The sequence below is a fragment of the Streptococcus sp. FSL W7-1342 genome, assembly GCF_037966635.1.
In the GTDB taxonomy this organism is placed as follows: domain Bacteria; phylum Bacillota; class Bacilli; order Lactobacillales; family Streptococcaceae; genus Streptococcus; species Streptococcus salivarius_D.
This window is the reverse complement of sequence record NZ_CP150200.1, coordinates 1,960,124-1,975,188: the sequence shown is the minus strand read 5'-3', so window position 1 is coordinate 1,975,188 and position 15,065 is coordinate 1,960,124. Positions and strand designations below refer to the sequence as shown.

At 40.2% G+C, this 15,065-nt stretch carries 15 protein-coding genes; 13 read left to right on the top strand and 2 right to left on the bottom strand.

Annotated features, from left to right (window positions below; genetic code table 11):
• Positions 1-127 precede the first annotated feature (127 nt).
• From fusA to NSQ79_RS09100, 8 genes are all read left to right on the top strand, one after another.
• Complete coding sequence (gene fusA / locus NSQ79_RS09135; RefSeq protein WP_002884537.1) at positions 128-2,209, top strand: elongation factor G; 2,082 nt, start codon at positions 128-130, stop codon at positions 2,207-2,209.
• A gap of 188 nt (positions 2,210-2,397) precedes the next feature.
• The gene (gap, locus tag NSQ79_RS09130; protein ID WP_013991208.1) at positions 2,398-3,411 is read left to right on the top strand and encodes a type I glyceraldehyde-3-phosphate dehydrogenase; all 1,014 of its coding nucleotides are present in this window, start codon (positions 2,398-2,400) and stop codon (positions 3,409-3,411) included.
• Positions 3,412-3,545: 134 nt separating this feature from the next.
• Positions 3,546-4,532, top strand: coding sequence for an IS30 family transposase (locus NSQ79_RS09125; RefSeq protein WP_339313578.1), 987 nt, complete (start codon positions 3,546-3,548; stop codon positions 4,530-4,532).
• A 387-nt stretch (positions 4,533-4,919) separates the two neighbouring features.
• Positions 4,920-6,119, top strand: coding sequence for a phosphoglycerate kinase (locus NSQ79_RS09120; RefSeq protein WP_002884739.1), 1,200 nt, complete (start codon positions 4,920-4,922; stop codon positions 6,117-6,119).
• 191 nt (positions 6,120-6,310) lie between these two features.
• Positions 6,311-6,814, top strand: a complete 504-nt coding sequence (locus NSQ79_RS09115; protein ID WP_049527791.1) for an aromatic acid exporter family protein — start codon at positions 6,311-6,313, stop codon at positions 6,812-6,814.
• Between the two features lie 173 nt (positions 6,815-6,987).
• Positions 6,988-7,362: a MerR family transcriptional regulator gene (locus tag NSQ79_RS09110; protein WP_004183576.1), complete on the top strand. Its 375-nt coding sequence runs from the start codon at positions 6,988-6,990 to the stop codon at positions 7,360-7,362.
• 48 nt (positions 7,363-7,410) lie between these two features.
• Positions 7,411-8,754 (top strand): type I glutamate--ammonia ligase, encoded by a 1,344-nt coding sequence (glnA, locus tag NSQ79_RS09105; protein ID WP_002884322.1) that lies wholly within the window; start codon positions 7,411-7,413, stop codon positions 8,752-8,754.
• Positions 8,755-8,940: 186 nt separating this feature from the next.
• Positions 8,941-9,573, top strand: a complete 633-nt coding sequence (locus NSQ79_RS09100; protein WP_013991205.1) for a CHAP domain-containing protein — start codon at positions 8,941-8,943, stop codon at positions 9,571-9,573.
• A gap of 101 nt (positions 9,574-9,674) precedes the next feature.
• Here NSQ79_RS09100 and NSQ79_RS09095 read toward each other — a convergent pair whose 3' ends face one another.
• Entirely contained in the window at positions 9,675-11,357 is a 1,683-nt protein-coding gene (locus NSQ79_RS09095) for a ribonuclease J (RefSeq protein ID WP_164332242.1), read from the bottom strand.
• 4 nt (positions 11,358-11,361) lie between these two features.
• Complete coding sequence (locus NSQ79_RS09090) at positions 11,362-11,592, bottom strand: DNA-dependent RNA polymerase subunit epsilon (RefSeq protein WP_002884752.1); 231 nt, start codon at positions 11,590-11,592, stop codon at positions 11,362-11,364.
• A 260-nt stretch (positions 11,593-11,852) separates the two neighbouring features.
• On the opposite strand from NSQ79_RS09090, the gene tsaB reads away from it, so the two are divergent.
• Genes tsaB through NSQ79_RS09065 form a run of 5 tightly spaced genes read left to right on the top strand, consistent with a single transcriptional unit; the run spans position 11,853 to position 15,024 of the window.
• The gene (gene tsaB, locus NSQ79_RS09085; protein ID WP_013991204.1) at positions 11,853-12,539 is read left to right on the top strand and encodes a tRNA (adenosine(37)-N6)-threonylcarbamoyltransferase complex dimerization subunit type 1 TsaB; all 687 of its coding nucleotides are present in this window, start codon (positions 11,853-11,855) and stop codon (positions 12,537-12,539) included.
• The gene (gene rimI / locus NSQ79_RS09080; protein WP_164332241.1) at positions 12,499-12,954 is read left to right on the top strand and encodes a ribosomal protein S18-alanine N-acetyltransferase; all 456 of its coding nucleotides are present in this window, start codon (positions 12,499-12,501) and stop codon (positions 12,952-12,954) included. The genes tsaB and rimI overlap by 41 nt, the downstream gene beginning before the upstream one ends.
• Entirely contained in the window at positions 12,954-13,967 is a 1,014-nt protein-coding gene (tsaD, locus tag NSQ79_RS09075) for a tRNA (adenosine(37)-N6)-threonylcarbamoyltransferase complex transferase subunit TsaD (RefSeq protein ID WP_049527802.1), read from the top strand. The genes rimI and tsaD overlap by 1 nt, the downstream gene beginning before the upstream one ends.
• A gap of 51 nt (positions 13,968-14,018) precedes the next feature.
• Entirely contained in the window at positions 14,019-14,711 is a 693-nt protein-coding gene (locus tag NSQ79_RS09070) for an AzlC family ABC transporter permease (RefSeq protein WP_002884750.1), read from the top strand.
• Positions 14,698-15,024, top strand: a complete 327-nt coding sequence (locus NSQ79_RS09065) for an AzlD domain-containing protein (RefSeq protein WP_049527803.1) — start codon at positions 14,698-14,700, stop codon at positions 15,022-15,024. Before NSQ79_RS09070 ends, NSQ79_RS09065 begins: the two co-directional genes overlap by 14 nt.
• Positions 15,025-15,065: the final 41 nt, after the last annotated feature.

The following is a 15,065-nucleotide window of genomic DNA, read 5'->3' as shown; positions in this document are numbered from 1 at the left end:
ATTATTCATATCATTTGAAAACCAGTTAAATATTAGTGAAAAAACGGGTAGGTCCTGCCTATCCGTTTTTTGACAATAATGTTATAATAAATAAGTAAACTAAAATATTTATAGGAGAATGAACCTAATGGCACGCGAATTTTCACTTGCAAAAACTCGTAATATCGGTATCATGGCCCACGTCGATGCCGGTAAAACAACTACAACAGAGCGTATCCTTTACTACACTGGTAAAATCCACAAAATCGGTGAAACTCACGAAGGTGCATCACAAATGGACTGGATGGAGCAAGAACAAGAACGTGGTATCACAATCACATCTGCCGCTACAACAGCACAATGGGATGGTCACCGCGTTAACATCATCGATACACCAGGACACGTGGACTTCACAATCGAAGTACAACGTTCACTTCGTGTATTGGATGGTGCCGTAACCGTTCTTGACTCACAATCAGGTGTAGAACCTCAAACTGAAACAGTTTGGCGTCAAGCAACTGAGTATGGTGTTCCACGTATCGTATTTGCCAACAAAATGGATAAAATCGGTGCAGACTTCCTTTACTCAGTAAGCACACTTCACGATCGTCTTCAAGCAAACGCACACCCAATCCAATTGCCAATCGGTGCTGAAGATGATTTCCGTGGTATCATTGACTTGATTAAAATGAAAGCTGAAATCTATACTAATGACCTTGGTACAGATATTCTTGAAGAAGATATTCCAGCTGATTACGTTGATCAAGCAAACGAATACCGTGAAAAATTGATCGAAGCAGTTGCTGAAACTGACGAAGATTTGATGATGAAATACCTTGAAGGTGAAGAAATCACTAACGAGGAATTGAAAGCAGCTATCCGTCGTGCAACAATCAACGTTGAATTCTTCCCAGTTCTTTGTGGTTCTGCCTTCAAGAACAAAGGTGTTCAATTGATGCTTGATGCGGTTATCGATTATCTTCCAAGTCCACTTGATATCCCTGCAATCAAAGGTATCAACCCAGATACAGACGAAGAAGAAACTCGTCCAGCATCTGATGATGAGCCATTTGCAGCTCTTGCCTTCAAGATCATGACTGACCCATTTGTAGGTCGTTTGACATTTATCCGTGTTTACTCAGGTATCCTTCAATCAGGTTCATATGTAATGAACACATCTAAAGGTAAACGTGAACGTATCGGACGTATCCTTCAAATGCACGCTAACAGCCGTCAAGAAATTGAACAAGTATACGCTGGTGATATCGCTGCTGCTATCGGTTTGAAAGATACTACAACTGGTGACTCATTGACTGATGAAAAAGCTAAAGTTATTCTTGAGTCAATCGAAGTTCCAGAACCAGTTATCCAATTGATGGTTGAGCCTAAGACTAAAGCTGACCAAGATAAGATGGGTATCGGTCTTCAAAAACTTGCCGAAGAAGATCCAACATTCCGTGTTGAAACTAACCCTGAAACTGGTGAAACAGTTATCTCTGGTATGGGTGAACTTCACCTTGATGTCCTTGTTGACCGTTTGAAACGTGAACACAAAGTTGAAGCAAACGTTGGTGCTCCACAAGTATCTTACCGTGAAACATTCCGTGCTGGAACACAAGCACGTGGATTCTTCAAACGTCAATCTGGTGGTAAAGGTCAGTTTGGTGATGTTTGGATTGAATTTACTCCAAATGAAGAAGGTAAAGGTTTCGAATTCGAAAATGCTATCGTCGGTGGTGTGGTTCCACGTGAATTCATCCCTGCAGTAGAAAAAGGATTGGAAGAATCTATGGCTAACGGTGTCCTTGCTGGATACCCAATGGTTGACATCAAAGCTAAACTTTACGATGGTTCATACCACGATGTCGATTCATCTGAAACTGCCTTCAAGATCGCTGCATCTCTTGCGCTTAAAGAAGCTGCTAAGACTGCACAACCAACTATTCTTGAACCAATGATGCTTGTAACAATCACTGTTCCTGAAGAAAACCTTGGTGATGTTATGGGTCACGTTACAGCTCGTCGTGGACGTGTTGATGGTATGGAAGCACACGGTAACAGCCAAATCGTTCGTGCTTACGTTCCACTTGCTGAAATGTTCGGTTATGCAACAACACTTCGTTCTGCAACTCAAGGACGTGGTACATTCATGATGGTATTTGACCACTATGAAGATGTTCCTAAATCAGTTCAAGAAGAAATCATCAAGAAAAACTCTGGTGAAGCTTAATTAGCACATATAAAAGTTAAGGTACTTATGAAAGTAAGTGCCTTTTCTATTTGCAATTTTTTGAAAAAAATTATATAATATGACTGTTGAAAGGTTAGATTGAAAGCGCTCAAGTTAATCTTTTCACAATAGGGAGAGCTTGCTCTCAAAATTATATTTAATTGATTTTCATAAGGAGGAAATCACTAATGGTAGTTAAAGTTGGTATTAACGGTTTCGGTCGTATTGGTCGTCTTGCTTTCCGTCGTATCCAAAACGTAGAAGGTGTTGAAGTTACACGCATCAATGACCTTACAGATCCTACAATGCTTGCACATTTGTTGAAATATGACACAACTCAAGGTCGTTTCAACGGAACTGTTGAAGTAAAAGAAGGTGGATTTGAAGTTAACGGTAAATTCGTTAAGGTTTCTGCTGAACGTGATCCAGAACAAATTGACTGGGCTAGTGACGGTGTAGAAATCGTTCTTGAAGCAACTGGTTTCTTTGCAACTAAAGCAGCTGCTGAAAAACACTTGCACGCTAATGGTGGTGCTAAGAAAGTTGTTATCACTGCTCCTGGTGGAAGCGATGTTAAAACAATTGTATTCAACACTAACCACGATACACTTGATGGTACTGAAACAGTTATTTCAGGTGCTTCATGTACAACTAACTGTTTGGCACCAATGGCTAAAGCATTGCAAGATAACTTTGGTGTTAAACAAGGTTTGATGACTACTATCCACGGTTACACTGGAGACCAAATGATCCTTGATGGACCACACCGTAAAGGTGATTTGCGTCGTGCTCGTGCTGGTGCTGCTAACATCGTTCCTAACTCAACTGGTGCTGCTAAAGCTATCGGTTTGGTTATCCCTGAATTGAACGGTAAACTTGACGGTGCTGCTCAACGTGTTCCAGTTCCAACAGGTTCTGTAACTGAGTTGGTTTCAGTCCTTAACAAAGAAGTAACTGTTGATGAAGTTAACGCAGCAATGAAAGCAGCTGCTAACGAATCTTACGGTTACACTGAAGATCCAATCGTATCTTCTGACGTTGTTGGTATGTCATTCGGTTCATTGTTTGACGCAACTCAAACTAAAGTTCAAACTGTTGATGGACATCAATTGGTTAAAACTGTGTCATGGTACGACAATGAAATGTCATACACTTCACAACTTGTACGTACTCTTGAATACTTCGCAAAAATTGCTAAATAATTCAATAGTATATTAAGAAGAGCTTAGGCTCTTCTTTTTTTGTACCTTGAATATACAATATAAGTGCACAATAAAAACTCATAAGATTTTCTAGTAAAATAGAATTGAACGAACTAGTTACGAAAGGAAATCTTATGAGCTACCATCATTTTACCATAGACGAGCGTGAAAGTATTCTCATTTACCGTACGCAAGGCCTAAATTTTTCTCAAATTGCTAAGTTACTTCATCGTCATCCATCTAGTATTAGTCGTGAGTGGAAGCGGCATCTAAAAGAAGGAAGCTATTCTCCAAGTCATGCACAGGAATCTTACCATAGGGCTAAATCACACTGTGGACGAAAACGTATGCTTGAAATAGATCACAATTTAAGCAATACCGTCAAACATCTATTTCTCGATTACCAATGGTCTCCTGAAGAAATAGAAGGTCGGTTGCGAATAGAGTATGGAAAAACTGTTATTAGTTATCAAACAATCTATAGAGCCATTTACAGAGGTCATTTTGATGATAACTCACTATCTCATGGTGCTCGTGGTGTCATTCGTAAACTTCGTCATCGTGGGAAAACACGTCATACTAAAGGTCATGTTGAAAATAGAGGGAAAATATCCATTTCTCATACAATTCACGAAAGACCAGAAGAAGCTAATAATCGAACTAGAATAGGAGATTGGGAAGCCGATACTGTTGCAGGTAAAACTGGAAAAGCTTGTTTAGTGACTCTAACAGACCGTTATTCTCGTTTTCTAAAAATCAAAAAGGTAGCTGTTAAGAAAAGCAAGTTGGTAATAGAAGCTATGGTAAAACTGTTAGAACCCTTGACGAAGTATACAGTAACTCCTGATAGAGGGAAAGAATTCACGTATCATCAGAAATTGAGTGATCAATTGAACATTGAAGTCTATTTTCCTGACCCTCATGCTCCATGGCAACGAGGAACCAATGAGAACACGAATGGATTACTTAGAGAATATTTTCCAAAGGGTAGTGATCTAACATTGGTTGATGATCAGACTATTCAGCTATGGGAGAACAAACTTAATAATAGGCCACGAAAATGTCTTAACTGGAAAACACCTTATGAAGTATTCTATGGGGAAAGTATGCACTTAATTTGACAATTCAAGACAGAAAATAAGGCTCTTTTGAAGCAAGTTAAAGGGCGTTTCAAAAACTGCAATGGCAAATTGCAAACTGGCTAATAGGATTAAACGTGTCCATAATGAGACTGAGGTTTGGTTAATATAGGAAACGAGAGTTTGTTTAAAGGTAAGAAAGAAGAAAAGAGGAATAAGTGTAAGTATGAGGATTATATGTAAATCCTGATTAGCTTTTTTCTGAATTTTATTTAGCTGTTTTTTCATGGATATTCGACCTTTCTATTTAGATTATATGCTAAATGCCTCATACTAGCAATAAGCTAGAAATCCTTCTGATTTTGCTATCTCTTTTATGCATTTTGTGATATAATGAAAACGTATTAAAAAATTAAGGAGTCTGATCAAATGGCTAAATTGACTGTTAAAGATGTTGACTTGAAAGGGAAAAAAGTTCTCGTTCGTGTTGACTTCAACGTACCTGTAAAAGATGGCGTGATTACTAACGATAACCGTATCACTGCTGCCCTTCCAACTATCAAGTACATCCTTGAACAAGGTGGACGTGCAATCCTCTTCTCTCACCTTGGACGTGTAAAAGAAGAAGCTGATAAAGAAGGCAAATCACTTGCTCCTGTAGCTGCTGACTTGGCTGCTAAATTGGGTCAAGACGTTAAATTTATCCCAGGTGTTACACGTGGTGCTGAATTGGAAGCAGCTGTTAACGCTCTTGAAGATGGACAAGTTCTCTTGGTTGAAAACACTCGTTTTGAAGATGTTGATGGCAAGAAAGAATCTAAAAATGATCCTGAACTTGGTAAATACTGGGCATCACTTGGAGATGGTATCTTCGTAAACGATGCATTCGGTACAGCTCACCGTGCACACGCATCTAACGTTGGTATCTCAGCAAACGTTGATAAAGCTGTTGCTGGTTTCCTTCTTGAAAACGAAATTGCTTACATCAAAGAAGCAGTTGAAACTCCAGAACGTCCATTCGTAGCTATCCTTGGTGGTTCTAAAGTATCTGATAAGATTGGTGTTATCGAAAACCTTCTTGCAAAAGCTGATAAAGTTCTTATCGGTGGTGGTATGACTTACACATTCTACAAAGCACAAGGTATCGAAATCGGTAACTCACTTGTAGAAGAAGATAAACTTGATGTTGCTAAAGCTCTTCTTGAAAAATCAAACGGTAAATTGATCTTGCCAGTTGACTCAAAAGAAGCTAATGCATTTGCTGACTACACTGAAGTGAAAGACACTGAAGGTGAAGCAGTAGACCCAGGTTTCCTTGGTTTGGATATCGGTCCTAAATCAATTGCTGAATTCGATAAAGCCTTGACTGGTGCGAAAACAGTTGTATGGAATGGTCCTATGGGTGTATTTGAAAACCCTGACTTCCAAGCTGGTACAATCGGTGTGATGGACGCTATCGTGAAACAACCAGGCGTTAAATCAATCATCGGTGGTGGTGACTCAGCTGCCGCAGCAATCAACCTTGGACGTGCAGATAAATTCTCATGGATCTCTACTGGTGGTGGTGCTTCTATGGAACTTCTTGAAGGTAAAGAACTTCCAGGATTGGCTGCACTTACTGATAAATAAGTCTATTAGAATGAAAAGAGTTGGGAAACCAACTCTTTTTTGTGTTATCTCATTGAGTATTTGTTTGATAGAGGCTAAAACTATTATTGGGAAGTAAATTTCTCTCAAAAAATTGCGATTATTAGTTTGAACTTTACGGCATAATACTGTAGAAGTAGCCAAAAGTTTCATAATCATGTTAAAATAGTAAAATGGGATTGAAATTTGAACCGAAAAAATTTAAATTTGGTATGCGTACACTTAAGACGGGGATTGCTGTCTTTCTAGTTTTAGGTCTTTTTTCTGCTTTAGGCTGGGAAGGGCTTCAGATTGGTTGTTTGACAGCAGTCTTTAGTCTTCGAGAAAACTTTGACAGAAGTATTCAGTTTGGTAAATCACGTATTTTTGCGAATACGGTTGGAGGGCTTTTGTCGCTATTATTTTACTTTGTGAATATGTGGTTTAATCATTCAGTTTGGGTGACCTTGCTATTGGTTCCAATTTTGACAATGCTGACGATTATCATTAATGTGTCCTTTAATAATGCATCTGGTGTTATTGGAGGGGTGGCTGCACTTTTGATTATTACCTTGTCTATTCCACCTGATAATACCTTCACTTATGTTATTGCTCGAGTCTTTGAAACTTTCTGTGGAGTCTTTATAGCAATCCTTGTTAATTATGATTATGGTTGGTTACTTAAACACTTAAAATAAGAATGATAGGGTTCTATTGAACTCTATTTTTTATGTTTTTTTGATAAAATCCTTAAATTAGAGCGAATATACAATATAATGTTCGGGAATTACTCATTGTGTAAGAAAAAGTAACATAAACTGTTGACATGTAGAAATATTCAGAATATAATTGTTAGGAAAGGAGGATGATCATGGCAAGAGAGAAAGAATTAAGGCGTTCTCTAGCTGTTTTTCCGATTGGAACAGTTATGAAATTGACGGATTTAACTGCTCGTCAAATTCGTTACTATGAAGATCAAGGTTTAATTCAACCTGAACGTACAGCTGGAAATCGTCGTATGTACTCATTAAATGATATGGATCGTTTATTGGAAATCAAAGATTTTTTGGATGATGGTTACAATATTGCAGCGATTAAGCATGAGTACGAAGAGCGTGAAGTTCGTGCCCAACAAAAACAAGCGGCTTTAACAGATGCGGACGTTCGACGTATCTTGCATGATGAACTCCTTCAGCAAGGCCGTTTTACGACCCCGTCACAACAATTTGGTAACTTGCGTATCTAATTACGCTTTGAACTTTTATTTTTGGTTTTTATAAAGGAGACCCCTATTATGGCAATCACAGCAGCTGATATTCGTCGCGAAGTCAAAGAGAAGAATGTTACTTTCTTGCGTTTAATGTTCTCTGATATTCTTGGTGTTATGAAGAACGTTGAAATTCCTGCGACAGATGAACAGTTGGATAAGGTACTTTCAAATAAAGCTATGTTTGATGGTTCATCAATCGAGGGATTTGTTCGTATCAACGAATCTGATATGTATCTTTACCCAGATCTTGATACGTGGACAGTTTTCCCTTGGGGTGATGAAAATGGTGCAGTAGCTGGTCTTATTTGTGATATCTATACTTCTGCAGGTGAACCATTTGCCGGTGACCCTCGTGGTAACTTGAAAAAGGCTTTGCGTCATATGGAAGAAGTTGGTTATAAATCATTTAACCTTGGACCAGAACCAGAATTCTTCCTTTTCAAATTAGATGAACAAGGTAATCCTACGCTTGAAGTTAACGATAAAGGTGGTTATTTTGACCTTGCACCAACTGACCTTGCAGACAATACACGTCGTGAAATCGTTAATGTCTTGACAGAAATGGGATTTGATGTTGAAGCATCTCACCACGAAGTGGCGGTTGGTCAACATGAAATCGACTTCAAGTATACAGATGTTTTGAAGGCTTGTGATAATATCCAAATTTTCAAATTGGTTGTTAAGACAATCGCTCGTAAACATGGTCTTTATGCGACATTTATGGCGAAACCTAAATATGGTATTGCTGGTAGCGGTATGCACTGTAACATGTCTCTCTTCACTGAAGAAGGAAATGCATTCTTTGATCCAGAGGATCCACGTGGTATGCAATTGTCTCAAGATGCTTACTACTTCCTTGGTGGTTTGATGAAACATGCATACAACTATACTGCAATTATTAACCCAACAGTGAACTCTTACAAACGTTTGGTTCCTGGATACGAAGCTCCTGTATATATTGCATGGGCAGGTAGCAACCGTTCACCATTGATCCGCGTTCCTGCGTCTCGTGGTATGGGTACACGTTTGGAATTGCGTTCAGTAGACCCAATGGCAAACCCATACTTGGCACTTGCTGTTCTTTTGGAAGCTGGTCTTGATGGTATTATCAACAAGATTGATGCTCCAGATCCAGTTGAAACAAATATCTACTCAATGTCTCCTGAAGAACGTAAAGAAGCAGGTATTATTGATTTGCCATCAACACTTCGTAACGCTCTTAAAGCATTGGAAACAGATGAAGTGGTTCGTCAAGCTTTGGGTAATCATATCTATACTAACTTCCTTGATGCGAAACGTATGGAATGGGCAAGCTATGCTACCTTTGTTTCACAATGGGAAATTGATAACTACTTGGATATTTATTAAGAAATTAAATTTGAAAATCAGGTTATGCCTGGTTTTCTTTTTCTTTTAAATTCATTAAGTTCTTGGACAAATTACGTAGTTTTAACTGAGCTGTTTTCTTTTGTCATATTTCTTTATTCACCCTTAATCGCATTAAAATATGTGAGTGTTAAACTAATTTTATATTAATCTTATTCAGGGGGAAATATGAAAACTACAAAAAAAGCTGCTTTGGTAGCAGCCTCAAGTGCATTATTGCTCGGTCTTACAGTCGCACAAACAGTTAATGCTGATACTTATACAGTTCAAAATGGAGATTCATTCTTCGGGATTGCTAGTCAGTATGGGGTAGATCCTTATCAATTGGCAGCTGAAAATGGCATGACTATTTGGTCAACAATTGTTCCTGGTGGAAGCTTGGAAGTTTCAGGTGCTACGACAGCAGTTGAGGAAACGACAGAAGCTTCTTCTTCAGAGGTAACAGCTACTGATTCAGATGCTACTTGGAATCGTTACCCAGTTGGTCAATGTACATGGGGTGTTAAGGAAGTTGCTCCATGGGTAAGTAACTGGTGGGGTAATGGTGGCGATTGGGCAGGAAGCGCTGCTAGCCAAGGTTATGCTGTAGGTTCAACACCTGTGACAGGATCAATTGTATGTTGGACTGATGGTGGTTATGGTCACGTTGGTTATGTAACACAAGTTGATCAAGATGGTCAAATTCAAATCTTGGAGTCAAATTATCAAGGTCAACAACAAATCAATAACTATCGTGGTTGGTTTGACCCACAAAACTCAACTACACCAGGTTCAGTATCTTACATTTATCCAGGTGCATAAAATGAAAAAAGCGTTATAAACGCTTTTTTTACTTGCTGGAAGGGTTGTGCTCCAGACTGTATTTAAACTTAAAAAATGGTAGCCATCCAGCTACCATTTTTTTATTTATCAGGTGTGAGAATCATTGGAATAATGATTGGTTCACGTTCTGTTTTTTCATATAAGAATGGGCGTAAAGCATTGACGATAGCACCATTAACGGATTGGATGCTAGCATCCCTATTCTTAAGAGCGATACGAATAGCATTGAATAGAATGCGTTGGCTCTCACGGATAAGATCGCCAGATTCACGCATATAGATGAAGCCACGACTGAGGATGTCTGGACCAGCTAGAATCATCTTAGACTTGAAGTCAACAGTTGCTACGGCAAGTACGACACCATCTTCAGAGAGATCACGACGGTCACGAAGAACGGTCGCTCCGATATCGCCAATACCATTACCATCAACGTAGATATCTTGGGCATTGAAGTGACCTGCACGACGAGCAGAGTCTTTTGTTAGGGCTAAGACATCACCATTTTCCATAATGAAGATATTATCTTTTGGAACGCCACAATCAACAGCAAGGCCTGCGTGAACTTTCTGCATGCGGTATTCACCGTGAACAGGCATGAAGAATTTTGGTTTGATCAAACGAAGCATGAGTTTTTGCTCTTGTTGACCACCGTGTCCAGAGGTATGGATATTGTTGATTTTACCGTGGATAACATCGACACCAGCTTCTTGAATAGTATTAATCAAGCGGTTAACGCTAGTTGTGTTTCCTGGGATAGGGCTAGATGAGAAGATAACAGTGTCACCAGGTTGCAGTGTCACTTGGCGGTGCATCCCATTAGCGATACGTGCAAGGGCTGCCATAGGCTCTCCTTGAGAACCAGTACACATGATAAGAATCTCACTGGCATGGTAGTTTTTCATCTCACTAGGGTCAATGATAGTTCCTTTTGGAACTTTGATGTAGCCTAGTTCAACCCCATTGACGATGGCTTTTTCCATAGAACGTCCGAAGACAACAATCTTACGGCCAGTTTTTACAGCGGCTTCGGCAGCTTGTTGCAGACGGAAAATGTTTGAGGCAAATGAGGCGAAGATAATACGTCCGTGGATGCCTTCAATAATTTTCATGATGGATTGACCAACGACCTTCTCGGAATTTGTGAAAGTTGGTACTTCAGCATTGGTTGAGTCTGAGAGGAGGCAAAGGACGCCTTCTTCACCAAGTGCAGCCATACGGTGAAGGTCTGCTGGCTCACCTACTGGGGTGAAGTCAAACTTAAAGTCACCGGTACAAACAATTTTACCTTGAGGTGTATGGATGACAATACCGAGAGGTTCTGGAATTGAGTGAGTAGTGCGGAAGAAGGTCACGCTCATATTTTTGAAAGTAAGCTCTGTATTAGCATTAATTTCATAGAGTTGTGCATCACGAAGTAGTCCGTGTTCTTCCAATTTTCCTTTGATAAGAGCAAGAGCAAGTGGTCCTGCATAAATTGGGATATTTGCCTGTTTAAGAAGGAAGGGGATCCCACCAATATGGTCTTCGTGACCATGGGTAATGACTAGTGCCTTTACACGATCAACGTTTTCAACGATGTAAGAATAGTCCGGGATAACATAGTCGATTCCGAGAAGATCATCCTCGGGGAATTTAATACCCGCATCGACGATGATAATCTCATCTTGGTATTCAATACCATAGGTATTTTTACCGATTTCCCCCAAACCACCAATCGCATAAACCCCAACTTCTTCAGGTTTTAGATTGATTTTTGATGCCATGGTCTTAGAACTCCGTTACTTCAAAAACGCCTGTTTCTTTTTCGTATTCAAGGGCTTTTTCTGAAAGGAGCTCGATGAATTCGATGTTATAGGCAGTGTTTTTTTCGATGATTTGACGAGCTTGGATACGTCCCTCAAGTTCAGTTTCTGCATCAATATCTAGGTAGAGTGATTTTGTCTGTTCACGGCGTGGATTACGCTCTTTAGTTTCTTGGTAAAAGACTTTATAAATCATGGTTTTCCTTTCTTTCCAAAAGGCTCTGCCATTCTATAAAAAAACCGGTCAAGTTAATCTTTCTATGATTTACTTGACGTTATGATATTCACTTTATGAGTAATAGCTAGTAGCCTTGATTCGTTTAACAATTATTATTATTGTACCATAAGATAGGGGCTAGATAAAGAAAATGGCGGAAAAAGTTGGAAAATGTTCGTTTCTGGGAAACAGTGACTTGTGTTATAATAGAAAAGCATAAAAGGAAACAAGGAAAAAAGATGAAAATATTAGCATTTGATACTTCTAGCACAGCTTTATCAGTAGCCTTGTTAGAAGATGAGAAACTAGTGGCAGAGTCAACTGTCACAGTAAAAAAGAACCACAGTATTAGTCTAATGCCAACCATTGATTTTTTAGTTGCTCAGGCAGGCTGGCAACCGTCTGATTTAGAACGTATTGTGGTTGCACAGGGTCCTGGATCCTACACAGGGCTTCGTGTGGCTGTCGCAACAGCTAAGACTTTAGCTTATGCCCTTGACATTGATTTGGTGGGAGTTTCAAGCCTACAGGCACTGACAGACCTTTCGGTTGACGGTGTTGTGATTCCTATCATGGATGCCCGTCGTAATAATGTTTACGTTGGTTTTTATGAAAATGGTCAGGCCCTCGTCCCAGATTGCCATGCATCTTTTGTAGATGTTCTGGAGCAAGCTAAAACTTTTGAAAAGGTGACATTTGTCGGTGAAGTGGCTAATTTTGTGGATCAGATTAAGGAAAGCCTTCCAGAAGCAACTATCTTGTCCAGCCTTCCGTCTGCCCAGTTAATTGGTCGTTTAGGCTTGTCCTTGCCTTCTGTTGATGTGGATGCTTTTGTTCCACATTACTTGAAGCGAGTTGAGGCGGAGGAGAATTGGCTTAAGACGCATGAGGAGACTAACCGTGACAACTACATCAAGCGCGTCTAGATTGAGTAGCCATGAGCAAGCTCAACTGATTTATCAGATTTTGTCGGATGTTTATGACAAATCTCCGTGGACGATAGAACAAGTGGTAGCAGACTTGGCTTTGGATACGACGGAGTATTTCTATGTTTATGATCAGGAAGAAGTTGTTGGTTTTTTAGCCCTTCAAAATTTGGTGGGTGAGCTCGAGGTGACCAATATCGCCGTTTTAAAAGCTTATCAGGGGCGTGGTTATGCTAGTCAGCTGATGAAGCATTTGGAAGAGCGTAGTGAGCCTATATTTCTAGAAGTGAGGGCTTCAAATCAAGTCGCTCAGACACTTTATAGAAAATTTGGTTTTGAAAGTCTAGGGATTCGGAAAAATTATTATCATGAGCCTCAAGAAGATGCAGTTATCATGAGGCGAGAGGAAGTCTAATGGCAGATAGATATATTTTGGCAGTGGAGAGTTCATGTGATGAGACTTCAGTTGCCGTTTTGAAAAATGAGAAAGAACTTTTAAGTAATATTATTGCCAGTCAGGTGGAAAGCCATAAACGGTTTGGTGGTGTTGTTCCTGAGGTGGCTAGTCGTCATCATGTGGAAGTGGTGACTCTTTGCATTAAAGATGCCCTTTCTGAGGCGGGAATTACTGCTGAACAACTAGATGCTGTAGCGGTAACCTATGGTCCTGGTTTGGTCGGGGCGCTCTTGGTCGGGATGGCAGCGGCTAAGGCCTTCGCTTGGGCACACGGATTGCCTTTGATTCCAGTTAACCATATGGCTGGGCATCTTATGGCAGCGCGTGAGGTTAAAGAATTGGAATATCCCCTCTTAGCACTTTTGGTGTCTGGGGGACACACAGAGTTGGTTTATGTGTCAGAACCGGGGAATTACAAGATTGTTGGTGAGACACGTGATGATGCAGTTGGTGAAGCCTATGACAAGGTCGGGCGTGTGATGGGTTTGACCTACCCAGCTGGGCGTGAAATTGATGAGTTAGCTCATAAAGGGAAAGATGTTTATGATTTTCCACGCGCTATGATTAAGGAAGACCACTTGGAGTTTTCATTTTCAGGCCTGAAGTCAGCTTTCATCAATTTGCATCACAATGCAGAACAGAAGGGAGAAGTTCTAGTCAAAGAAGACCTTTGTGCTTCTTTCCAAGCTGCTGTGTTGGATATTCTCCTAGCTAAGACTAAGAAAGCCTTGGAGCGTTATCCTGTCAAGACACTTGTTGTTGCAGGTGGTGTGGCAGCTAATCAAGGATTACGTGAACGTTTGGCTGAAGAAATCACAGATGTAGATGTGGTTATTCCGCCTTTACGTCTCTGTGGTGACAATGCTGGTATGATTGCTCTAGCAGCCGCTATTGAATGTGATCAAAAACATTTTGCTGAGTTGGACTTGAATGCAAAACCAAGTCTAGCCTTTGCAGGATTTGAAGAATAAGAAGAGCCTCTTACTAGTTTGGTAAGAGGTTCCTTTAGAAAGGAATTGAGTGTGTCTGACTTTCGTTTAGGTGTAAAAGCCGCGGTACCGACAGCTTTAGGCTATGTAGCTATTGGCCTAGCCTTTGGTGTTGTAGCAGCTGCTTCGGGTCTATCAGCCCTTGAGGTTGGCCTCATGTGTGCCTTGGTCTATGGTGGCTCGGCCCAGTTTGCCATGTGTGCCTTAGTAGTTGCAGGAGCTGGTCTAGGTGAGTTAACCTTGACTGTTTTCTTGGTTAATTTGCGTAACATGTTGATGAGTTTACATGCAACGACGATTTTTACAAAAACAAGTCTCTGGAATCAGCTGGGAATTGGTAGTCTGATTACGGATGAAAGTTATGGTGTCTTGTTGGGAGAATATGTGCATCATAAAGATATTCCTGCTAACTGGATGCATGGTAACAATATTTTCAGCTATTTGGTTTGGATTGTATCATCAGTTATTGGTTGTTTGATTGGTTCCATGATTCCTAATCCTGAGCTATTTGGTTTGGATTTTGCTTTGATTGCCATGTTTATTGGTTTGTTGAGTAGTCAGATTGATGCCTTGTTAGGGGAAGGCGTGCGTAAGCTCCTCTTGATTTTACTATCTATTGCTGTGGCTTATCTGAGCTTTAGTGTCATCTTGTCGGAATCTTTGGCTGTTTTAGTGGCTACTTTGGTTGGATGTAGTGTGGGGGTGATGTGTGATGGCCGTCAATAAGTTTATTCTCGTTGCTATTCTACTTGGTTTTTTGGTCAGCTGGGTTCCTCGTGTGCTTCCCTTTGTTTTAGTGAAATACAAGGGGCTACCAGATATCGTTGTTCGATTTTTGCACTACTTACCAGTTTCTATCCTCTTTGCTCTGATTCTCTCTAGTCTCACGACTGAGAAGATTGGTCACTTGCCACAGTTTAAGTGGATGGAAATCCTGGCTACTGTGCCAACGGTAATTGTAGCCTTTAAGAGCAAAAATCTGCTCTATGCAGTAATCGTCGGTATAATATCTATGGCCCTGATTCGTTTCGTATTTTAGCAAATGAAAAGACTTGGAGTTGCTCTTAGTGAGTCGCTTTC